This window comes from Bradyrhizobium sp. STM 3561 (assembly GCF_045571455.1).
GTDB classification, from domain to species: Bacteria; Pseudomonadota; Alphaproteobacteria; order Rhizobiales; family Xanthobacteraceae; genus Bradyrhizobium; species Bradyrhizobium vignae.
Map to the genome: position 1 here is coordinate 793,056 of NZ_CP120695.1, position 21,310 is coordinate 814,365.

At 63.6% G+C, this 21,310-nt stretch carries 22 protein-coding genes; 15 read left to right on the plus strand and 7 right to left on the minus strand.

The genetic code is table 11. The annotated features are described in order from the left end of the window. The first annotated feature begins 14 nt into the window (after window positions 1–14). Both P6U28_RS03345 and P6U28_RS03350 read left to right on the plus strand, forming a co-directional pair. Window positions 15–425 (plus strand): acyl-CoA thioesterase, encoded by a 411-nt coding sequence (locus tag P6U28_RS03345; RefSeq protein ID WP_129145854.1) that lies wholly within the window; start codon window positions 15–17, stop codon window positions 423–425. 224 nt (window positions 426–649) lie between these two features. Beyond that, window positions 650–841, plus strand: coding sequence for a hypothetical protein (locus P6U28_RS03350; RefSeq protein ID WP_122404878.1), 192 nt, complete (start codon window positions 650–652; stop codon window positions 839–841). Between the two features lie 237 nt (window positions 842–1,078). Here P6U28_RS03350 and P6U28_RS03355 read toward each other — a convergent pair whose 3' ends face one another. Beyond that, complete coding sequence (locus P6U28_RS03355) at window positions 1,079–1,531, minus strand: nuclear transport factor 2 family protein (protein ID WP_122406829.1); 453 nt, start codon at window positions 1,529–1,531, stop codon at window positions 1,079–1,081. A gap of 154 nt (window positions 1,532–1,685) precedes the next feature. Here P6U28_RS03355 and P6U28_RS03360 point away from each other — a divergent pair, with 154 nt between their 5' ends. Together P6U28_RS03360 and P6U28_RS03365 are read left to right on the plus strand one after the other, a co-directional pair. Then, complete coding sequence (locus P6U28_RS03360) at window positions 1,686–2,372, plus strand: HAD family hydrolase (RefSeq protein ID WP_407121737.1); 687 nt, start codon at window positions 1,686–1,688, stop codon at window positions 2,370–2,372. 89 nt (window positions 2,373–2,461) lie between these two features. Next, the gene (locus tag P6U28_RS03365) at window positions 2,462–3,304 is read left to right on the plus strand and encodes a DeoR/GlpR family DNA-binding transcription regulator (protein WP_129145852.1); all 843 of its coding nucleotides are present in this window, start codon (window positions 2,462–2,464) and stop codon (window positions 3,302–3,304) included. Window positions 3,305–3,306: 2 nt separating this feature from the next. Here the strand turns inward: P6U28_RS03365 and P6U28_RS03370 are convergent, their stop codons facing one another. Continuing rightward, on the minus strand, window positions 3,307–3,723 hold the full coding sequence (locus P6U28_RS03370; RefSeq protein WP_122404875.1) for a type II toxin-antitoxin system VapC family toxin: 417 nt from the start codon (window positions 3,721–3,723) through the stop codon (window positions 3,307–3,309). Next, complete coding sequence (locus tag P6U28_RS03375; RefSeq protein WP_407121738.1) at window positions 3,723–3,974, minus strand: type II toxin-antitoxin system Phd/YefM family antitoxin; 252 nt, start codon at window positions 3,972–3,974, stop codon at window positions 3,723–3,725. Before P6U28_RS03375 ends, P6U28_RS03370 begins: the two co-directional genes overlap by 1 nt. Before the next feature lie 289 nt (window positions 3,975–4,263). On the opposite strand from P6U28_RS03375, the gene glpD reads away from it, so the two are divergent. The 7 genes from glpD (at window position 4,264) to P6U28_RS03410 (ending at window position 11,979) form a co-directional block, all read left to right on the plus strand. Then, complete coding sequence (gene glpD / locus P6U28_RS03380; protein ID WP_407121739.1) at window positions 4,264–5,814, plus strand: glycerol-3-phosphate dehydrogenase; 1,551 nt, start codon at window positions 4,264–4,266, stop codon at window positions 5,812–5,814. After that, window positions 5,811–6,887, plus strand: a complete 1,077-nt coding sequence (locus P6U28_RS03385) for an ABC transporter ATP-binding protein (protein ID WP_407121740.1) — start codon at window positions 5,811–5,813, stop codon at window positions 6,885–6,887. The genes glpD and P6U28_RS03385 overlap by 4 nt, the downstream gene beginning before the upstream one ends. Window positions 6,888–6,898: 11 nt before the next feature. Continuing rightward, on the plus strand, window positions 6,899–7,984 hold the full coding sequence (locus P6U28_RS03390; RefSeq protein WP_407121741.1) for an ABC transporter ATP-binding protein: 1,086 nt from the start codon (window positions 6,899–6,901) through the stop codon (window positions 7,982–7,984). After that, window positions 7,984–8,958, plus strand: coding sequence for a carbohydrate ABC transporter permease (locus tag P6U28_RS03395; RefSeq protein ID WP_129145847.1), 975 nt, complete (start codon window positions 7,984–7,986; stop codon window positions 8,956–8,958). Before P6U28_RS03390 ends, P6U28_RS03395 begins: the two co-directional genes overlap by 1 nt. Further along, window positions 8,958–9,764 carry a carbohydrate ABC transporter permease gene (locus P6U28_RS03400; protein WP_091898072.1) on the plus strand — a complete coding sequence of 269 codons (807 nt, stop codon included), beginning with the start codon at window positions 8,958–8,960 and terminating at the stop codon, window positions 9,762–9,764. Before P6U28_RS03395 ends, P6U28_RS03400 begins: the two co-directional genes overlap by 1 nt. A gap of 11 nt (window positions 9,765–9,775) precedes the next feature. Then, window positions 9,776–10,105 (plus strand): DUF2160 domain-containing protein, encoded by a 330-nt coding sequence (locus P6U28_RS03405; RefSeq protein WP_129145846.1) that lies wholly within the window; start codon window positions 9,776–9,778, stop codon window positions 10,103–10,105. Between the two features lie 131 nt (window positions 10,106–10,236). Continuing rightward, on the plus strand, window positions 10,237–11,979 hold the full coding sequence (locus P6U28_RS03410) for an ABC transporter substrate-binding protein (RefSeq protein ID WP_162500628.1): 1,743 nt from the start codon (window positions 10,237–10,239) through the stop codon (window positions 11,977–11,979). An 80-nt stretch (window positions 11,980–12,059) separates the two neighbouring features. Here P6U28_RS03410 and P6U28_RS03415 read toward each other — a convergent pair whose 3' ends face one another. Continuing rightward, on the minus strand, window positions 12,060–12,767 hold the full coding sequence (locus P6U28_RS03415; protein WP_129145845.1) for a TetR/AcrR family transcriptional regulator: 708 nt from the start codon (window positions 12,765–12,767) through the stop codon (window positions 12,060–12,062). Window positions 12,768–12,927: 160 nt separating this feature from the next. On the opposite strand from P6U28_RS03415, the gene P6U28_RS03420 reads away from it, so the two are divergent. Next, window positions 12,928–14,124, plus strand: a complete 1,197-nt coding sequence (locus P6U28_RS03420) for an ABC transporter substrate-binding protein (protein WP_407123195.1) — start codon at window positions 12,928–12,930, stop codon at window positions 14,122–14,124. A gap of 9 nt (window positions 14,125–14,133) precedes the next feature. Further along, the gene (locus P6U28_RS03425; RefSeq protein ID WP_407121742.1) at window positions 14,134–15,177 is read left to right on the plus strand and encodes a Rieske 2Fe-2S domain-containing protein; all 1,044 of its coding nucleotides are present in this window, start codon (window positions 14,134–14,136) and stop codon (window positions 15,175–15,177) included. A gap of 210 nt (window positions 15,178–15,387) precedes the next feature. On the opposite strand, the gene P6U28_RS03430 is transcribed toward P6U28_RS03425, so the two are convergent. The 3 genes from P6U28_RS03430 to P6U28_RS03440 form a co-directional block, all read right to left on the minus strand. After that, entirely contained in the window at window positions 15,388–16,488 is a 1,101-nt protein-coding gene (locus P6U28_RS03430; RefSeq protein ID WP_407121743.1) for an alkene reductase, read from the minus strand. 177 nt (window positions 16,489–16,665) lie between these two features. Then, the gene (locus P6U28_RS03435; protein ID WP_122404864.1) at window positions 16,666–17,169 is read right to left on the minus strand and encodes a DUF1993 family protein; all 504 of its coding nucleotides are present in this window, start codon (window positions 17,167–17,169) and stop codon (window positions 16,666–16,668) included. A gap of 392 nt (window positions 17,170–17,561) precedes the next feature. Further along, window positions 17,562–18,878, minus strand: a complete 1,317-nt coding sequence (locus P6U28_RS03440) for a lytic murein transglycosylase (protein WP_407121744.1) — start codon at window positions 18,876–18,878, stop codon at window positions 17,562–17,564. 536 nt (window positions 18,879–19,414) lie between these two features. Here P6U28_RS03440 and htpX point away from each other — a divergent pair. After that, window positions 19,415–20,362 carry a zinc metalloprotease HtpX gene (gene htpX / locus P6U28_RS03445; RefSeq protein WP_122404862.1) on the plus strand — a complete coding sequence of 316 codons (948 nt, stop codon included), beginning with the start codon at window positions 19,415–19,417 and terminating at the stop codon, window positions 20,360–20,362. A 135-nt stretch (window positions 20,363–20,497) separates the two neighbouring features. After that, the gene (locus tag P6U28_RS03450; protein WP_162500407.1) at window positions 20,498–21,133 is read left to right on the plus strand and encodes a tetratricopeptide repeat protein; all 636 of its coding nucleotides are present in this window, start codon (window positions 20,498–20,500) and stop codon (window positions 21,131–21,133) included. Window positions 21,134–21,310 lie beyond the last annotated feature (177 nt).

The window sequence follows — 21,310 nt, forward strand, 5'->3', positions numbered from 1 at the left end:
CGAGCGAGAGAGGCATGAACGAACAAGCCACGACCGGGCCGAGCGGTGATCTCTGCATCCGCACGCTGGCGATGCCCGCCGACACCAATGCCAACGGTGACATCTTCGGCGGCTGGCTGCTGAGCCAAATGGATGTCGGCGGCGGCGTGTTCGCCTCGAAGGTCGCGCGGTCGCGCACCGTGACGGTCGCGATCGAGGCGATGAATTTTCGCAAAGCGGTCTATGTCGGCGATCTCGTCTCGGTCTATGCCAATCTCGTGCGCGTCGGGCGCACCTCGCTGACCGTGCATCTCGAGGCCTGGGCATTGCGGCGCAAGGAGCTGCATCCGTTCCTCGTCACCGACGGCAATTTCACCTACGTCTCGATCGACGATCACGGCCGCCCACAGCCGATCCAGCGAAATGATCCGCCGAGCGCGACGTAGTCGCGCGCGACGCTCTGCCTCATCTCACGACGACGCGGCAAGCGCTGCCAAACGCGGCGTCCGTGCGTCATGCCCGTCGCGGCTTCACCAAGAACCAGTCATAAAACGGATGAGGTACCGGCGTACTCAATTGGGTGTCGATTCGGGGTGGAAACGGCCTCAAATGCCTGGGAACCTTTGGGCAGGAGCACCGTTATTTGCCCGCACTGAGGAATCCACGGACCATGCCGGACAGCTACATCATCGAAGTCGATTCGCAGACCGCGGGTATCGTCGTTCGTTCTTCTGGAGGCTATCGCTTTTTCGCGTCATCCGACCGCTTCAACCGTCTCGAAGGCCAGCTCTTCCGCAACGCGCGCGAAGCAGAACGCGCCGCACGCAGGCTGGTGAATGGCGATGTAAAGGAGGCGGCGTAAGCGCCTTCCGCTGGTGATTTTGATGCGCGAAGCGTGGTCGGAATTTTTTGCCGCGCACGCCGCTGCCCTTCTCCCCTTGTGGGAGAAGGTGGCGCGAAGCGCCGGATGAGGGGTTCTATCGGCGGCCTCAAAGGCAGGTTGCCTCGCGGAAGTATACCCCTCACCCGACTCGCCGCTATGCGGCGAGCCGCCCTCTCCCACAAGGGGGCCCACAAGGGGAGAGGGTCAGAAGCGCGGTCACAGCTTCGTCGCTGCGCGCGACAAGAGCTTCCACTCGTCTCCCTGCTTCTGCCAGTTCATCAGGATGTGAAGGTTGGTCGATACTTTCTTCCCATCGGCTGCCATCTCCTGCTCGCCCAGCCAGTGGAAACGCACGATCGCTGCAGGGCCGACGACCTTGATGGTGGGATCCTTATATTCGATCGACAGGAATTTCGATTTGCCGTCCGTGGCATTGGCGATGAACGTCGCCTTGTCCTCGACCTTGCCGCTGGAATGGCTGTAGCTCAGCTCCTCCGCGCACAGCGCGCCCAGCGCTTTCGGATCGGCCGCGATCTGGGCAAGGCGGAAGGCCTCGACCTGCTTCGCCACGGCTTCCTCTTCCGCTGAAGCGGCGAGCGCCGGCATGGCGAACGCGAGCGCCGAGACGGCGAGAGTCGAGAGAGCCAGATCGCGTCGGTTGATCGTCATCGTTTCCTCCTTTTTGATCTTGGCCAGAGTGTTGCAGCCGCGCGCGGCTTTGTCGAGTGTCGCGGCATCGTCATGCACGCGCATGATTGCGCGACAGAGGCAATATTGATACCCCTTCTGTATTGATACGTTGGGTATTCGGAAAAGTGCGGAAATGATCGAGGCGAAAGAGCGAGCAATGGGGCGGGCATTGCTGTTCGATATCGACGGCACACTGGCCGACACCGATGCCCTTCATCGCGAGGCCTTCAATCGCGTGTTCGGCCCGCGCGGCCATGTCGTAGATGAGGAGCGCTTCAAGCGCGAGCTCCAGGGCTTTTCCAACGTGTCGATCGGGGAGCGATTTCTGCCGGACGAAACGCCGGAACGACGGATCGCCATCCTCGACGAGAAGGAGGCGATTTTTCGCGGCCTCGTGGCGGGCCAGATCGCGCCGCTGCCGGGCCTGATGGCGCTGCTCGACCGGGCGGACGCCGCCGGCATCCCCATGGTCGCGGTGACCAACGCGCCGCGTCTCAACGCGGAGCTGCTGCTGTCGGGGCTTGGCATCACCGAGCGGTTCAAGGCGATCGTAATCGGCGACGAGCTGCCGCATGGAAAGCCGCATCCGCTGCCCTATCAGGAAGGGCTGCGCTTCGTGGGCGCCAGCGCGGCGGGCTCCATCGCGTTCGAGGACTCCCGCTCCGGCGTGCAATCGGCCGCCGCGGCCCGAATCCCGACCATCGGGATGCGCACCACGCTCGGCCATGCCGATCTCGTTGCAGCCGGCGCTATTGCGTCCGCGAGCGCCTATGACGATCCTGACCTCCTCGCGCGTATTGCCACGGCAATGGCGTGGTGAGATTCCTGGTCGGCTAGCCGGTGGGTTCCGGCATTGACCGGAAGCGCGAACCGCCGCACCATGCATCATCCTGATTTGAGGCCGTTGCTGTGACCGGACTGACCCATCGCCAAGCCGAAATCCTCAACATCGCGCGCGCCTCCGGCCGCGTCATGGTCGACGAGCTGGCGCGCCGGTTCGAAGTCTCCGCTCAGACCATCCGCAAGGATCTCAACGATCTCTGCGAACGGAGATCGCTGACCCGCATTCATGGCGGCGCCATTATCGCCTCCGGCGTGGAGAATCTCGCCTATGAGGCGCGCCGTTTCGTCGCCGCCGACGAGAAGAAGGCGATTGGCGCTGCAGCCGCCTCGCTGATCCCGAACGGTTGCTCGCTGTTCATCAACATCGGCACCACGACGGAGGAGGTCGCGAGCGCGCTGACCTCGCACGAGGACCTCCTCGTCATCACCAACAACCTCAATGTCGCGATGCTGCTCTACCGCCATCCCCGCATCGAGGTGGTGGTGGCCGGCGGCACGGTGCGGCGCGCCGACGGCGCGGTGGTCGGCTCGACCGCGACGCAGCTGATCGGCCAGTTCAAGGTCGACTATGCCATCATCGGGGCGTCCGCGATCGACGAGGAGGGCGCGCTGCTCGACTTCGACTATCGCGAGGTTCAGGTGGCGCAGGCCATCATCGCCAATGCCCGCAGCGTCATGCTGGTCGCCGATTCCACCAAGCTGCGCCGCAGCGCGCCTGTGCGCATCGCCCACATCACCCAGATCCAGACCTTCGTGACCGACCAGGAGCTGCCCGAGCGCCTCGCCACGATCTGCCACAGCAAGGGCATCGAGGTGGTGGAGGCGCTGCCGAAGGGGGCCGATATCGACGATGCGGCCGATGCTCAGGATGCGGCATCGGAAGTCGCGCCGGTCGTGCGGCTGCGCTAAATTTAGGTGCCGCTCCACGGATTCAGCAGCGTCACGCCCGTAGGGTCGAAATCCCCCACATTGCGCGTAACGACCGTCAAGCCGTGAACAAGCGCGGTCGCAGCGATAAGGGCGTCGCGTTCGGCCCACGGGTTGGGAACATGCAACTGGGCGCAACGCTGCGCCACGGCGGTGTCGATCGCCAGAATCCTTCCTTCGAAGCGGGCCAGAATGTGATCGTTGATCCAGGCACGCAGGACAGCACCTTGCGCCGCGTCTTTGCGCTCGATCAGGCGCGCACCAAGTTCAATCTCAAGAATCGAGATGGCGGACATGAAAAAATTCGCCGCAGGCACAGCATTGGCCCAAGCGAGGACGTTGCGATTGGCCTTATCCGGCCGCCTCAGTTCGGAAATGACATTGGTGTCGAGCAGAAACATCAGTCGAGATCAGCGGGCCTGGAGATGCCGCCGGTCACGCGAGGCGGTTCGAAATCGAAATCCGCGTTCGCCTGTCCCAGAGCTTCGGCAAGGCTCATATGCCCGCCGCTCAGGCGCAAATAATCCTCGATCCTCAATAGGACATGGGCCGGGCGACCGCGGTCGGTAATAAAGACGGGACCCTGCGATGCGGCTTTCTTGGCGCCGCTGGTATCTTGATTGAATTGTCGGCTGGTCAGGGTGGTCACCACCGTTTGAGCCTCCAAGCCGTGGCTATGCTCCGCCTGCGGAATCTACGTAGAGATGTTGCTACATTCAAGTCCGCGAGCAGGTCGGTTGGCGGGCCCGCGTCAGCCTGCCGTTCAATCAAGCTGTTCGCCCCTGAATCTGCCCGTCCGGCTGCTGATTTCGCTGTCTCATTGCCGTTGAAAAAGTTCCTCTTTCACTTCCTTTGGCCTCTCTTTCGTCTTGCTTTCGTTTTCCGGTGTGATCTAATCAAAAACGAAAGTAACCGCTCGAGGAACGGGCGGTCGCCGGGGGATGCGTCTGTTGGAGCGTATTTTCGATCTCGCCATCATCGGAGGCGGTGTTAACGGTTGCGGCATCGCGCGCGACGCGGTGGGCCGCGGCAACACGGTTTTCCTGTGCGAAATGAACGATCTGGCGAGCGGAACCTCGTCCTGGTCGACCAAGCTGGTGCATGGCGGCCTGCGCTATCTCGAATATTACGAGTTTCGGCTGGTGCGCGAGGCGCTGATCGAGCGCGAGATCCTCTGGGGCATCGCGCCCCACATCATCCGCCCCCTGCGTTTCGTTCTGCCGCATCATGCAGGGCTCCGCCCCGCCTGGCTGCTGCGCCTCGGCCTCTTCCTTTATGATCACATCGGTGGCCGCCATCTGCTGCCCGCCACGCGCTCGGTCGATCTCAAGCGCGATGAGGTCGGCAAGCCGCTGATCCCGAACCGCTACAGCCGCGCCTTCGAATATTCGGACTGTTTCGTCGATGACGCCCGCCTCGTCGTGCTCAACGCGCGCGATGCCGCCGACAAGGGTGCGGAGATCCGCACTCGCACCCGCGCCACCGAGATCCGCCAGGCCGACGGCCTCTGGATCGTCAACATGGTCAACATGCTGACCGGCGAGCGCTCGCAGGTCCGGGCGCGTGCGCTGGTCAATGCCGGCGGTCCCTGGGTCGAGGACGTGCTCGGCCGCGGTGCCGGCGTCAATGCCAAGGCAAAAGTCCGCCTGGTGCAGGGCTCGCACATCGTCGTGAAAAAGCTCTACGACCACGACCGCGCCTACATGTTCCAGAACGCCGACGGCCGCATCATCTTCGTGATCCCGTACCAGGACGATTTCACGCTGATCGGCACCACCGATCGCGACTATGACGGCGATCCCGCCAAGGTGAAGGCGACGGTTGAGGAGATCGAGTATCTCTGCAAGGCGGCGAGCGAATATCTGGCCAAGCCCGTGACGCCCGAGGATGTGGTTTGGACCTATTCCGGCGTGCGTCCCCTCTACGACGACGGCGCCAGCGAGGCCAAGGCCGCAACCCGCGACTACGTGTTCGAGCTCGACACGCCCGGCGGGACGCCGCTGCTGTCGATCTATGGCGGCAAGATCACGACCTATCGCCGGCTCGCCGAGGAGGCGCTGGAGCGGCTCGCGCCCTATCTTCGCAGTGCCAAGGCGCGCGAAGGGTGGACCGGCAAATGGCCGCTACCCGGCGGAGATATGGACGTCTCCGCCGTCGATGGCCTGATTGCGGAATTGCGGCGCGGCTATCCGTTCCTCAGCCACGAGCATGCCCGGCGCCTCGCGCGCGCCTATGGCACCCGTGCCATCAAGCTGCTCGGCGATGCGAAATCCGCCGCCGATCTCGGCGAGGCCTTCGGTGCGACCCTGACCGAGCGCGAGGTCCGCTATCTCATGGCCAATGAATGGGCCGTCACCGCCGAGGACATCGTCTGGCGTCGTTCCAAGCTCGGCCTGCGACTAACCGCCGACGAGATCGCGGCGCTTGACGACTGGATCAGGACCCACGCCGTGCCGCAAAGTCCTCTGCTGGAAGCGGGAGGACGCTCATGACCGTGACACTCGATCACGTGACCCGGACCGTAGATGGCGTGCCGCACATTCGGGACGTCTCGCTGACGCTGGAGAGCGGCACGCTCAACGTCCTGCTCGGGCCGACGCTGTCGGGCAAGACCTCGATCATGCGATTGCTCGCGGGCCTCGACAAGCCGACATCAGGCAAGGTGCTGGTCAATGGCAAGGACGTCACCGGCGCGGACGTGCGCCAGCGTTCGGTCGCGATGGTCTATCAGCAGTTCATCAACTACCCCTCGCTGACGGTCTACGAGAACATCGCTTCGCCCTTGCGCGTGCAGGCCAAGCCGCGCGATGAGATCGAGGCGCGCGTGGCGGAGGCGGCAAAGCTGCTGCGGCTCGAGCCGTTCCTGAAGCGCACGCCGCTCCAGCTCTCCGGCGGCCAGCAGCAGCGCACCGCGATCGCCCGCGCGCTGGTCAAGGGCGCCGATCTCGTGCTGCTCGACGAGCCGCTCGCCAATCTCGACTACAAGCTGCGCGAGGAGCTGCGCGCCGAGCTGCCGCGCATCTTCGAGGCCTCCGGCGCGATCTTCGTCTATGCCACCACCGAGCCGAGCGAGGCGCTGCTGCTCGGCGGCAACACGGTGTGCATGTGGGAGGGGCAGGCGCTGCAGATGGGCGAGACCTCTAACGTTTACCGCCGGCCGCAGACCTTGCGCGTCGCGCAGGTGTTTTCGGATCCGCCGCTCAATCTCGTCGGCCTCGAGAAGGGAAATGGCATGGTCCAATACGCCGGCGGGAGTGCAGCGCCCGCGTCCGGGCTTTATGCCGGTCTGCCCGACGGCTTCTACCGCATCGGCTTCCGTGCCCATCAGCTCGGGCTCGCAAGTGGCCAGGCCGATCGCCACGCCTTCCACGCCACTGTCACGGTGACCGAGATCACCGGTTCGGAGAGTTTCGTGCATCTGACCCGCGATGGATCGAACTGGGTGGCCGTGCTGCACGGCGTGCACGAATTCGAGCCCGGCCAGACCATCCATGCCGTGCTCGATCCCAATGATGTTTTTGTGTTCGACGCGGCTGATCGCCTCGTCGCAGCACCGAGCTCCTGAGGAGGTGCGTCATGGCCCGCATTGACCTCGTCGATCTCGCCCACTCCTACGGCGGCAACGGTGCCGCGCCGGAGAGCTTTGCGCTCAAGCCTGTCACCATGACTTGGCGGCAGGGCGGCGCCTATGCGCTGCTCGGCCCGAGCGGCTGCGGCAAGACCACGCTGCTCAACGTCATTTCCGGCATCATCACGCCTTCGCGCGGAAAAATCATGTTCGACGGTGTGGACATCACACCGCTGTCAACCCAGAAGCGGAACATCGCCCAAGTGTTCCAGTTTCCGGTGATTTACGACACCATGACGGTCGGGCAGAATCTGGCGTTCCCGCTGAAGAACCGCGGCGTGCCGAAGGCCGATATCGACAGGCGCGTCGCCGAGATCGGCCGCCTGCTCGATCTCGAACCCTATCTCAATCGCAAAGCAACTCGGCTCACGGCGGATGCCAAGCAGAAGATCTCGCTCGGCCGCGGCCTCGTCCGCTCCGACGTCGCCGCTGTGCTGTTCGACGAGCCGCTGACGGTGATCGATCCCGAGCTGAAGTGGCAGCTTCGCTCCAAGCTGAAGGCGCTGCATCGCGAGCTCGACCTCACGATGATTTACGTGACCCACGACCAGACCGAGGCGCTGACTTTCGCCGACACCGTGGTCGTCATGCATGACGGCCGCGTGGTGCAGAGCGGCACGCCGGCCGAGCTGTTCGACAAGCCGGCGCATACCTTCGTCGGCTATTTCATCGGCTCGCCCGGCATGAACATCCTGCCCGCGGAGGTGCGAGGACGCGAGGCCAGGCTCGACGGCCATGTCATCGCGCTCAACCGCAGCTACGACAACCTGCCTGCGGGAGCGAAGATCGAGATCGGCGTCCGTCCCGAATTCGTCGAGGTGGTCGCGCCCGCGCCGGGCCTGCTGACCGCGAAGATCGAGCGCATCGACGATCTCGGCCGCATCCGTTTCGCGCGTGCGCGCCTTGGGGACGCAAAGCTCGCGGCGCGCGCCCCTGGCGGCTTCACCAGTCCGGACGGCACCGCCGGGCTGAAATTCGACCCGTCGCATGTGCACGTCTATGCCGACAGCCTTCTGGTGGAGGGAGCCGCCTGATGGACAAGACCGTCAACCAAAAAGCCTGGTTCCTGGTGCTGCCGGTGTTCCTGGTCGTCGCCTTCTCGGCGGTGCTGCCGCTGATGACGGTGGTGAACTATTCGATGCAGGATACGTTCGGCAATAACCAGTTCTTCTGGAACGGCGTCGGCTGGTTCAAGGAACTGCTCGATCCCTCGACCGATCTCGGCGGCCGCTTCCTCGCCTCGCTCGGGCGTAACCTGTTTTTCTCGCTGGTGATCCTCGCCATCGAGGTGCCGCTCGGCATCGTCGTCGCGCTGTCGATGCCGCGCGAGGGCTGGACGGTCGCGGCCTGCCTCGTGATTCTCGCGCTTCCGCTCTTGATTCCGTGGAACGTGGTCGGAACGATCTGGCAGATCTTTGGCCGTCCGGACATCGGCCTGCTCGGCTATGTGCTCAACGCTGCCGGCTTCGACTATAATTACGTCTCCAATGACATCGATGCCTGGGTCACCGTCATCGTGATGGACGTCTGGCACTGGACCAGCCTCGTCGCGCTGCTCTGCTACGCTGGCCTGAAGTCGATTCCCGAAGCCTATTACCAGGCCGCGCAGATCGACGGCGCCTCGCGCTGGGCCGTGTTCAAGGCGATCCAGCTGCCCAAGATGAATCGCGTGCTGCTGATCGCCGTGCTGCTGCGCTTCATGGACAGCTTCATGATCTACACCGAGCCCTTCGTCGTCACCGGCGGCGGGCCCGGCAACTCCACGACGTTCGTGTCGATCGAGCTCGTCAAGATCGCGCTCGGCCAGTTCGACCTCGGCAAGGCCGCGGCGCTGTCGCTGGTCTACAACCTGATCATCCTGATCGTCTGCTGGATCTTCTACACCGTCATGACCAATGCCGGCGTCGAACGCAAAGTCCAGGCTTCGAGCGAGGAGGCGACGGAGCCGAAGCCTTCGGCCGCGCTCAAACCCGTGCCCGCGCTCAAGCCAAAGGAAGGAGTGGCCTGATGCATTCGATCCCCGGCCGCCGGCTCGTCATGGGGCTGTTCCTGATCTTCCTGCTGCTGCCGATCTATTGGCTCGTCAACATGAGCTTCAAGACCAACAGCGAGATCGTCTCGACGATGACGCTATGGCCGCACACCCCGACGCTGCAGCACTACAAGCGCATCTTCACCGACGAGAGCTGGTATTCCGGCTACATCAATTCGCTCGAATACGTCGTCCTCAACACCATCATCTCGATCGCTGTGGCGCTGCCTGCGGCCTATGCGTTCTCGCGCTACCGCTTCCTCGGCGACAAGCACCTGTTCTTCTGGCTGCTGTCGAACCGCATGGCGCCGGCCGCGGTCTATGCGCTGCCGTTCTTCAACCTCTATTCGGCAATCGGGCTGTTCGACACGCCCTGGGCCGTCGCGCTCGCGCACTGCATCTTCAACGTGCCGCTGGCGGTCTGGATCCTCGAAGGCTTCGTCTCCGGCGTGCCGCGCGAGATCGACGAGACCGCCTTCCTCGACGGCTATTCCTTTCCGCGCTTCTTCATCAAGATCCTGGTGCCACTGATTGCGAGCGGCATCGGCGTCGCCGCCTTCTTCTGCTTCATGTTCTCCTGGGTCGAGCTTCTGCTGGCGCGCACGCTGACCTCGGTGCAGGCCAAACCGATCGCCGCGATCATGACGCGCACGGTCTCGGCTGCCGGCATGGACTGGGGTCTGCTCGCGGCTGCCGGCGTGCTCACCATCATCCCGGGCGCGCTGGTGATCTGGTTCGTCCGCAACTACATCGCGCGCGGCTTCGCGCTCGGCCGCGTATAAGGGGGGCGACCATGGAGTCTATTGCATGGATGGCCTGGACGCTGCCGACCGCGATCTTCTTCGCCGGGCTGGCCTGCACGCTCGCGGTGATGACGTGGCTCGCTGCGGTCTATCCGGAGGCCGAGCGCATCGGCGTTCTCAGTATTCCGACCACGCGCGGCGACCGTCTGTTCATCTCGCTGATCGCGGCCGCCGTCATCCATCTCGTGTGGATCGGCCTCGTCGGGACCGATCCGATCGCCACGCTGCCGATCGGCGAGGAGGGGTTTGAAATTTCGAGCCTGTGGCTCGCAAGTGGAATTTCGCTGGCCACGGCAGTGCTTGTTTTTCGCACGGTCTGAAGCTCGCGAAGGGACGGCCAGATCCGGGGGGCAACCCGGACCTGTATAAAAGTTTGTCGCTGCAACGGAGGAACAACATGCGACAGTTTAGGAGAAGGAAAGGTCCATTGACCAAGAATAGTTTTCTGACCATGTCCAGCGCCGCTGCGATCGTAGCAGTGTCGTTCGCCGTCTCGGCGCCCGTTCGCGCCGCCGACGACGCCGTGATCCAGAAGTGGATCGCGGAATTCCAGCCCTCGACGCTGTCGAAGGAAGATCAGAAGAAGGAGTTGGAGTGGTTCGCCAAGGCCGCCGAGCCTTTCAAGGGCATGGAGATCAACGTCGTCTCCGAGACCATCACGACCCACGAATACGAGTCGCAGACGCTGGCCAAGGCGTTCTCCGAGATCACCGGCATCAAGCTCAAGCACGACCTCATCCAGGAAGGTGACGTCGTCGAGAAGCTGCAGACGCAGATGCAGTCGGGCAAGAACGTCTATGACGGCTGGATCAACGACAGCGACCTGATCGGCACGCATTTCCGCTACGGCCAGACCGTGGTGCTGTCGGATTACATGACCGGCGAGGGCAAGGACGTCACCGATCCCATGCTCGACGTCAACGACTTCATCGGCAAGTCTTTCACGACGGCTCCGGACGGCAAGCTCTACCAGCTACCCGACCAGCAGTTCGCCAACCTCTATTGGTTCCGCTACGACTGGTTCACCAATCCGGACTACAAGGCCAAGTTCAAGGCCAAGTATGGCTACGAGCTCGGCGTGCCCGTGAACTGGTCCGCCTATGAGGACATCGCCGAGTTCTTCACCAACGACATCAAGGAGATCAACGGCGTCAAGGTCTACGGCCATATGGACTATGGCAAGAAGGACCCCTCGCTCGGATGGCGTTTCACCGACGCCTGGCTGTCGATGGCCGGCAACGGTGACAAGGGCATTCCGAACGGCCTGCCGGTCGACGAATGGGGCATCCGCATGGAAGGCTGCCGCCCGGTCGGCTCATCGGTGGAACGCGGTGGCGACACCAACGGTCCGGCCGCGGTCTACTCGATCACCAAATATCTCGAGTGGCTGAAGAAGTATGCGCCGCCGCAGGCGCAGGGCATGACCTTCTCTGAAGCCGGCCCCGTTCCGGCGCAGGGCAACATCGCCCAGCAGATGTTCTGGTACACCGCCTTCACCGCCGACATGGTGAAGCCGGGCATCGCCGTGATGAACGCGGACGGTACGCCGAAGTGGCGTATGGCGCCCTCGCCCCACGGTGCGTACTGGAAGGAAGGCATGAAGCTCGGCTACCAGGACGCCGGCTCCGCGACGCTGCTGAAGTCGACCCCGCCGGACCGCCGCAAGGCAGCCTGGCTCTATCTCCAGTTCATCGTCTCCAAGTCGGTGAGCTTGAAGAAGAGCCATGTCGGTCTCACCTTCATCCGTGAATCCGACATCTGGGACAAGTCGTTCACCGAGCGTGCGCCGAAGCTCGGCGGCCTGATCGAGTTCTACCGCTCGCCCGCCCGCGTGCAGTGGACCCCGACCGGCAACAACGTGCCCGACTATCCGAAGCTCGCGCAGCTGTGGTGGCAGAACATCGGCGATGCGTCGTCCGGTGCGAAGACGCCGCAAGCCGCGATGGATGCCCTTGCGGCTGCCCAGGACTCCGTGATGGAACGTCTGGAGAAGTCCGGCGTGCAGGGCGCCTGCGGTCCGAAGCTGCACAAGAAGGAGAAGCCGGAGTACTGGTTCGCCAAGGCCGAGAAGGACGGCACCATCGCGCCCCAGCGCAAGCTCGCCAACGAGAAGCCGAAGGGCGAGACGGTCGACTACGACACGCTGATCAAGTCGTGGCCGGCGACCCCGCCGAAGCGCGCGGAAGCGAAGTAAGCGGCGCGCAGCGTCATCAAAATGAAAGGCCGGGAGCGATCCCGGCCTTTTTCTTTCATGCCGCATTCACTTCGCCGACCTTACTCCTTCCGCTTCACAGAATCTTCGATCATCTTCTGCACGTGTGCCAGCCAGGCGTTCCGCATCGCCTGGTCCGCAAGATCGATCTGCGTGTAACTCGACAACGTGTAGAGGTTGGCGCGGTAGAAATAGGTGAGCGAGAGGATCGACAGATAAAGATGGAAGCGGTCGCAGTCCGCCCTGAACTCGCCCCGTTCGACCCCGCTCTGGAGCACGCGCTCGAGCATGCCGAGCTGCGTATTGGCGAAGCTGCGACGGATATTGTTCTTGACGTGACGGCCCTTGAAGAGATTCTCCGTGGCGAGAATGCTCAATAGCTCCGGATGGGCCCAATAATAGTTCCAATTGAAGGCAACCAGCGCCGCCAGCGACTGGCGCGGGCTGGAAAAATCGAGGTCGAGCGCCTCTTCCGACGCGACCAGATCGGCATAGCAATGCTCGATGACCTGATGAAAGAGCTTCTCCTTGCTCTTGAAGTAATAATAGAGCATCCGGTCGTTGCTCTTGGCGGCCTTGCTGATGCGATCGACCCGCGCGCCGCCGTAGCCTTCGCGGGCAAACTCGGCGACCGCCGCACGCAGAATGGCTTCACGGGTCTGATCGGGCGCTCGCGTCCGTCGAACCGTTGAGGCCCTTTTCCGCTTGGCCGCCCGCTTGAGGCGCGGGCCGGCCAGTGTGCGGGCTGGCAGCTCTGTATCGTTGGCCATTGCGTATCCCAGGGAATCACAGCCAGCAGGATGGGGCCTGCCGCTTTTTTGGCAAGCCCCGCCGATTCTTCGCCATTGACAACCATCAGCCCGTGGTATTCGCTATGTAGTAAGTACTACATACATACGCGAGTCCCAATGGCGGGAGGCTGATATGCGCATTTCGGCTGCTGCGAAGTTCGTCGGACTTATCCTGGCGGTGGCCTGCGCCCCAGGCCGGGCCGCAGAGCCACCGCCGATCAAGATCGGCGAGATCTCAAGCTATTCGGCCCTCCCGCTGGGGACCCGCGGTTATCGCCAGGGCTGGGAGCTCGCGCGCGACGAGATCAACGGGAAAGGGGGCGTGCTCGGCCGCAAGCTCGAGATCATTGCCCGCGACGACGCCGGCAAGCCGGACGTGGCCATCACCGCAGCCGGTCAGCTCGTCGACGGTGAGCAGGTCGAGCTCCTGACGGGCACGATCCTCTCCCATGTTGGCCTTGCCGTCGCCGATTTCGCCAAGCAGAAGCGGACATTCTTCCTCGCCTCGCAGCCCCTGACCGATGCTCTCATCTGGGAGAAGGGCAATCGCTATACGTTCAGGCTGCGGCCGAGCACGTATACCCAGGCCTCCATCCTGGCAAAGGAGGCGGCCAAGTTCCCCGCGCGGCGCTGGGCGACGATTGCACCGAACTACGAGTTCGGTCAGGCGGCGGTGGCGAGCTTCAAGCGCGAACTGAAGCGATTGAAGCCCGACGTCGAATTCGTCTCCGAGCAGTGGCCGCCGCTCGGCAAGATCGATGCCGGTGCAGTCGTGCAGGCAATGGCGGGGGAGAACCCGGATGCCATCTTCAATGCGACGTTCGGATCGGACCTTGTCAAGCTCGTGCGCGAGGGATCGACGCGAAATGCCTTCGCGAACCGCGCCGTGGTAAGCATTCTCTCCGGCGAGCCGGAATATCTGGCACCGCTGAAAGATGAGGCGCCGCCCGGCTGGATCGTGACCGGATATCCCTGGAGCGAGATCAAGACGCCTCAGCATGACTCGTTCTTGAAGGCCTATATCGCCCGATTCAAGGAGCCGCCCAACATCGGCGCGCTCATCGGCTACACCAACACGCTGGTCCTCGCGAAGGCGATCGAGACCGCCGGCTCGACCAAGTCCGACGATCTGATCAAGGCGATGGAACATCTGAAGGTCGATACGCCGGTGGGGCCGATCGCGTTCCGTGCGATCGATCATCAATCCACCATGGGCGTCTACGTCGGCAAGCTCGCAGTGCGAGACGGCCAGGGCATAATGACCGACTGGCGCTATGTCGACGGTGCCGATTACCAGCCCGCCGACGCCGAGGTCATGGCCAAGCTCAAGAACTAAAGGTGCCGCATGAACCTGTTCGCTCCCCGCAATACCTGGTACCCGCTGACGTGGTCTCGCAACGTCACGCGCTCGCTGTCGCGCCACCGCATCCTCGGCATGGACCTTGTCGTCTATCGTAGCGAAGCCGGTGGCGTCGTTGCGCTCGACGACGCATGTCCACACCGGTTGGCGCCGCTGTCGATGGGCAAGCTCAAGGGCGATGCGATCGAGTGCGGCTATCACGGCATGACGTTCGGGGCCGACGGTCGCTGTGTCCGGATTCCGGGGCAGCCGATGATCCCGCCGAATGCACGTGTGTCGTCCTATCCGCTCAGGGAGAAGATGGGGCTGGTCTGGATCTGGCCCGGCGATCCCGCACTCGCCGACCCCTCGCGGATCTATGATCTGCCGCAATACGGTCAGAACGACTGGCATGCGGCGGAAGGAGACGCTCTTCGAATCGAAACCAACTATCTCAACCTTGCCGACAATCTCTGCGATCCCGCGCATGTCAGCTTCGTCCACCTGTCGACGCTCGGCAATTCGGCCAGCGAAGACATTCCGGTGGAGCACACCTTTTCCGAGGATGGCGTGCTGGTGTGGCGGTGGATCAGGAACGCGCCGCCGATCCCGCTGTTCGCCAAGTACGGCAATTTCGCCGGCAACGTCGATCGCTGGCATTACTATGACTATATCGCGCCCTGTATCGCGGTGATCGATTTCGGCAGCGCGGATGCCGGCAAGATCGCAGATCCCATTGACCGGGACGGGGGACTGCGCATCTTCGCATGCCACTTCATCACGCCGGTCGACGACCACATCTGCATCGATCACTGGCTCCATGTGCGCAATTTTGCGCTTGACGACGGCGACGTCGATCAGCGCCTGCACGCCGATTTCCGTATCGCCTTTAACGAGGACAAGGAGATTCTGGAGCGAATCGAGAAGGTCGCGCAGGCCCGCCCCAATGCCAAGACAATCCGTCTCGCCATCGATGCCGCCCCGCAGCGCATGCGTCGCATCGTGGAACGCATGGTGGCTGCGGAGAGCGAGACGCGCGCATTGGCGTGAGCCTGCCGGCAGGCACAGGCCGGCAGCAGCCCCGGCCTTCTCGAGTGGTGAGCGGATCCTGTTGCCGCACAGTCATTGCGAGTGCAGCGAAGCAATCCAGAGTCGTTCCGCGGATGCAGTCTGGATTGCTTCGTCGCATCAGTGCAAAGTTGCTTCGCAATCTTGTCACTGCTCCTCGCAATGACGGAGGATGGAGTGACGACGGGGCGGCTACTCCGCCGGCTCGGCCGCCAGCGTCGGATAGTCCGTATACCCCTTGGCGCCGCCGCCGTAGAACGTGGTCTTGTCCCAGTCGTTCAGGCCTGCGCCCTGCTTCAGCCGCTCGACCAGGTCGGGGTTGGAGATGAACGGCTTGCCGAAGGCGATGAGATCGGCCGCGTTCGCCTCCAGCATCTTGGTGGCGAGGTCGAAATCGTAGCCGTTGTTGGCGACGTAGGCGCCGGAGAACCGCTTGCGCAAGGAGGCATAGTCGAACGGCGCGATGTCGCGCGGGCCGCCGGTGGCGCCCTCGACGACGTGGAGATAGGCGAGCTTGAGCGCGCTGAGGCCGTCGACGATGTGGTCGAAAAGCGGTTGCGGGTTGCTGTCGGAGAGATCGTTGGCCGGCGTCACCGGCGAGATGCGGATGCCGGTACGGTCGCTGCCGGCCTCAGTGGCAACAGCCCCGGCGACTTCCAGCATCAGCCGCGCGCGGTTCTCGATCGAGCCGCCATAGGCATCGGTGCGCTTGTTGGCGCCGTCCCGTGCGAACTGGTCGAGCAGATAGCCGTTGGCGCCGTGGATCTCGACGCCGTCGAAGCCGGCCTCCAGCGCGTTCTTCGTCGCACGCTTGAAGTCGTCGATAATGCCGGGAATTTCGGAAAGCTCGAGTGCGCGCGGCTCGGAGACGTCGGCGAAGCCGCCGTTGACGAAGGTCTTGCCCTTGGCGCGGATCGCGCTTGGCGCGACCGGAGCTGCGCCATTCGCCTGGAGATCGACATGCGAGATGCGGCCGACATGCCAGAGCTGGATGAAGATCTTGCCACCGCGCTCGTGGATGCGGTCGGTGACCTTGCGCCAGCCGGCGACCTGATCCTTCGAGTAGATGCCGGGCGTGTCTTGATAGCCTTGGCCCTGTTGCGAAATCTGGCTCGCTTCAGTGATCAGGAGGCCTGCGGAGGCGCGCTGGGCGTAATAGTCGGCGGCGAGTGCGCCGGGCACGAACGTGCCGGGAACGGCGCGGTTGCGCGTCAGCGGCGCCATGACCAGGCGGTTGGCCAGCGTGATCGGGCCGAGCTTGTAGGTCTCAAGCAATTTGGTCGAACGGCTCATGGGAAATGCTTCCAGGCGGTGAGAGGTCTTGAACACTTGTGCATCGCGACATCGGGCGCAAGGGATGAGCCATACGGAAAGTGCAGGCGAGCTACGCGTCAACGCCCGCGTAGCACAATTCATACGCCATTTTGGCCACGACAGTGGAATACGGCTGTCGTGGCCGTGCAATCGCAATCAGTTTGCACCCAGGAAATCGCGTTTGCCGATCTCGACGCCGTTGTGGCGCAAAATACCGTGGGCGATCGCGGCGTGGAAATAGAAGTTCGGCAGCGAGAACGAGCTCAGGAATTGCTGGCCCTTCATGGTGATGGATTTGTCGGGGCCGGCCGGGAAGGTGACGTCCCTGACATCGGCGCCTTCGAACTGCTCGGGCTTGAACGACTTCACATAGTCGATCGTCTTCGCCAGCCGCTGCTTCAATTCCGCGAAGCTGGTCTCCGTGTCGGGCGTCGACGGCACCTCGCTGTGGGTCAGCCGCGCGCAGCCCTTGGTGGCGAAATCGCTGACGAGCTGGATCTGCTTCGACAGCGGCAGCATGTCCGGGAAGAGGCGGGAGCCGAGCAACACGCCCGGGTCGATCTTTTTCGCTGCGCAATGCGCCTCGGCCTTGGTGAGCAGGCCGGTCAGGCTGTTCAGCATCTGCAAATAGGCGGGAACGACGGCGTCGTGGAAGGACATGTGATGCTCGCTTCGATGAGGGAAATCTCAGGAGAAAACCTGAGTTACTCACATGGGAATGTCATGGAAAAATACAATCGCGAGAAGCGGCTTGTGCAATGCGAAAATTCTCTCCAGGTGTCATCGCCCACGAAGGTAGGCGATCCAGTACGCCGAGACGGCAGTGATTGACCGAGAGGCCGCGGCGTACTGGATGCCCCGCCGGCCGCCTTCGCTAAAGCTTCGGCGCCCCTGGACCTTCACCCGGGCGAAGCCTTGGCGTAGCCGGGTCGCGGGGCATGAGAGGAGGGCTTAAAGCGCGATGAGATTTGGATGAATCGTCATCGCGCTTTAGCTTGTTGTTTACGCAGGATCTTTCCGGAAAACCGCTTCGCACTTTTCCGGATCATGCTTTAGCGCACCACGCCCGCCGGTTGCGCCTGCGCCGTGCTGCCGCGCATGCGGGCGAGCAGCTCTGCCGTCGGCCAGGAATCCGCCGGCAGGCCGTACTTGATCTGCATTGCCTTCACGGCCGCGCGGCTCTGCTGGCCGAGCACGCCGTCGATCTTGCCGACATTGAAGCCGGCTTGGACGAGGAGCTGCTGCAATTGCTTGAGTTCATTGAACGGCAGCTGCGCGACCGGCGCGGCAGGTTTGCGCATCGGCGGCGCGCCCGCGATGCGCGAGGCGAGATAGCCAGCCGTGGTCGAATAGATCAGCGAATTATTCCACTCCGTGTAGGCCGCGAAATTCGCGTATGCCATGAAGGCAGGACCGGTCCGTCCCATCGGCAGCAGCACGGAGGCCGGCAGGTTGTCGCTCGGCAGCGGTCGTCCGTCGGGATAGGTCACGCCCAACTGCGCCCATGTCGAGCGCGGCTCCCGCACCGTGAGATCGGTCTTCTCCCACGGCAGGTTTGGCGGCACCTTGATCTCTTCCAGCCATGGCTCGCCGCGCCGCCACTTCAATCCGTTTGCGATGTAGTTCGCGGTCGAGCCGATTACATCAGCCCCAGAGTGCAACAGGTCGCGCCGCCCGTCGCCGTCATAATCGACGGCGTAGTTGACGTAATGCACGGGCAGGAATTGGGTCTGCCCGAGCTCGCCGGCCCAGGAGCCGATCATCTCGTCGGGATGCAGATCGCCGCGGTCGATGATCTTCAGCGCGGCGATGGTCTCGTTCACGAACATCTCGGAGCGGCGGCAATCATAGGCGAGCGACACCAGTGATTTCAGCGTCGGCAGGTTGCCCATGTTGGCGCCGAAGTCGCTCTCGAGCCCCCAGAAGGCGGCGATCACGGCCGGCGGTACGCCATACTCCTTCTCGGCGCGCGCGAACGCGGCAGCGTATTGCTTGATGTGCTGCTGTCCGTTCTGCATGCGATAGGGCGCGGCCATGCGTCCGGCAAATTCAGTGAAGAGCTGGCCGAACACGCGCTGGCCGCGGTCGCGATTGACGATGCCCTGGTCGTAGACGAGATAGGGCGAAGCCTCCGCGATCGCGCGCTGCGACACGCCGGCGGCCGCCGCCTGTTGCTTCACGTCGGCCAGGAAGCGATCGAAGCTCGCGCCGTTATGGCACGAGGCCGCGCGCGGCGAGGGGGCCGTTGCTTTTGGCGCGACGGGCCTGGGGGACGGCGGCGCGAACTGGGCGGGGGCGGGTAGGGCGAGGGCAAGCAAGACCGCGATCGTTGCGATCGCAAGGCGAGAACCAAAGCAGTTCAGCGGCATCAATATCTCTGGTGCTGTCAGGGGAAGCCGCTAGGCGGCCAATACGGCGCGTTTCACCGCGCGGGGAAGGGCTGTGTCGCGAAGGAAGGTTTTCGGATAAAGGGAATCCTCGCCACGATTACCAGTTGGTTGCTTCGCGACTTCGTCATGATTCACGGAACATGTTCTTGATCTTGAATTCCTTGCGGCCGATACCGCCAGCTTCATACCAATGTATCTCAGCGAGATGGGTAGAGCCATCGCATAATCGGACTTGGGCAATACCCTTGCGCTTTCGCCAGCGTCCCTCCCGTAGATTCGCCGCAGCCGGGCAATTTCGCGATACCCGAGCCACTGGCGAAAGTTTCGACGTCGGTAATCTCGCCGAGAATTTCGAATTGCATGGCCGCGATCGTGCCCGGCCGTTCCGGCCCGGGTCAAGTGCCGCGGCTCCGCGACGCACCCGGAAACCTTGCACCCGGGCCGGGGTCATCCCCACCTGATATGTGCCGGCCTGCAGGCGTTCCAGCGGCCGCGGCCGGCCAGGAGGGACGGCCATGAACTATCTTCGTACCGCAATGCTGCTTGCAGGCCTGACCGCCCTGTTCATGGGCGTCGGCTATCTGATCGGTGGCGCCTCCGGCGCCATGATCGCGCTCGTCATTGCCGCCGCGACCAATCTCTTCACCTATTGGAACTCCGACCGCATGGTGCTCTCGATGTATGGGGCTCATGAGGTCGACCGTTCGACCGCGCCGGAGCTGGTCGGCCTCGTCGCCGAGCTCGCGGGCCGTGCAGGCTTGCCGATGCCGCGCGTGTTCCTGATGGACGAGATGCAGCCCAATGCATTCGCGACCGGCCGCAATCCTGAAAACGCCGCGGTCGCCGTCACCACCGGTCTTGTGCGCCAGCTCAGCCGCGATGAGCTCGCCGGCGTGATCGCGCACGAGCTCGCGCACATCAAGCATCACGACACGCTCTTGATGACCATCACCGCGACGATCGCCGGCGCCATCTCCATGCTCGCGCAGTTCGGCATGTTCTTCGGCGGCCACCGTGACAACAACAGCGGTCCGGGTATCGTCGGCTCGATCCTGTTGATGATCCTCGCCCCGCTCGGTGCCATGCTGGTCCAGATGGCGATCAGCCGCACCCGCGAATATGCCGCGGACAATCTCGGTGCGCGCATCGTCGGACAGCCGATGTGGCTGGCCTCCGCGCTGGTGAAGATCGAGGGTGCCGCCCACCAGGTCGCGAATTTCGAGGCCGAGCGAAATCCCGCGACCGCGCACATGTTCATCATCAATCCGCTGTCGGGCCACGGCGTGGACAATCTGTTCGCCACCCATCCCTCGACGCAGAACCGCGTTGCCGCCCTCCACCAACTCGCGGCCGAGCTCGGCACGCGCGCGGCACCGTCGGTCGGCGCCAACGAGAACTACCCGCCGCGCGGTCCCTGGGGCCACTCGTCCTCGCCTGGCCCCTCACGCGGGCCTTGGGGCTAAGGGAACCGGTAGGGATTTGCGTCCGGCTTTGTGACCTGGCGCACATGGGGTCGTCCCCGCCGGTGTTAACAGTTCGGCGTGACCATTCCTTCGAAAGGGGATGCGCGGCCGGCCCTCTGCCGGCTGCCGTCGAAGATGACCAGAGCTGCCGTACCATTCCTGATCGTCCTTTGCGTGCTCGTCGGCCTGTCCACGCACATGGTCGTCAATTGCGGCGACGAAGACGATCCCGACATCTGCTCGGCCGTGATCGGCTTCTCGCCGCTGCGGGGCTCGCTGATCGCCTTCGCCTATGAGGGGCGCGGGCGGATCGCGCTGCGCCACGGCGATTTCAAGCGCGCCATCGCCGATTTCGACGAGGCCATCCATCTCAATCCCAACCGCGCCTCGCTCTATCGCGACCGGGCGCTGGCGCGCCGGCAGAACGGCGATCTCGAGCTTGCCATTGCGGATTACGACGAGGCGATCGCGCATGATCCCAAGCTCGCCGCACCCTATCACCAACGCGGTCTCGCGCTTGCCGCCACGGGCGATCTCGATCGCGCCATCCTGAGCTACAACACGGCGGTTCGCCTCGATCCCTCGGACGCACAAGCCCGCCTTGATCGGGGTCTGGCATTCCTCGCCCGAGGTCAGATCGACGACGCGCGCGCCGATTTTGAAGCCGCCCTGACGCTGCCGGCCGGCAAAGACGTCCGCGCCCGCGAGGCCGCACGCGCCAGGCTCGCCGAGCTCGCCAGCGCCGAGCCGCTCGCCGTGCCAAGGCGGTGAGAGATACCTAAAGCGGCATTCGCCGCTGCAAGCGAAGCCGGGTGAGAGGTTTCTATCCTCACGAACAGTCTGGCGAGCGGAAAGAACCCTCATCCGGCGCCATAGCCGAAGCTTCGTTTCGGCGTTCCTAAGAACGGCGGCTGAAGGCCGCCTATGCCACCTTCTCCCGCAGGGGGA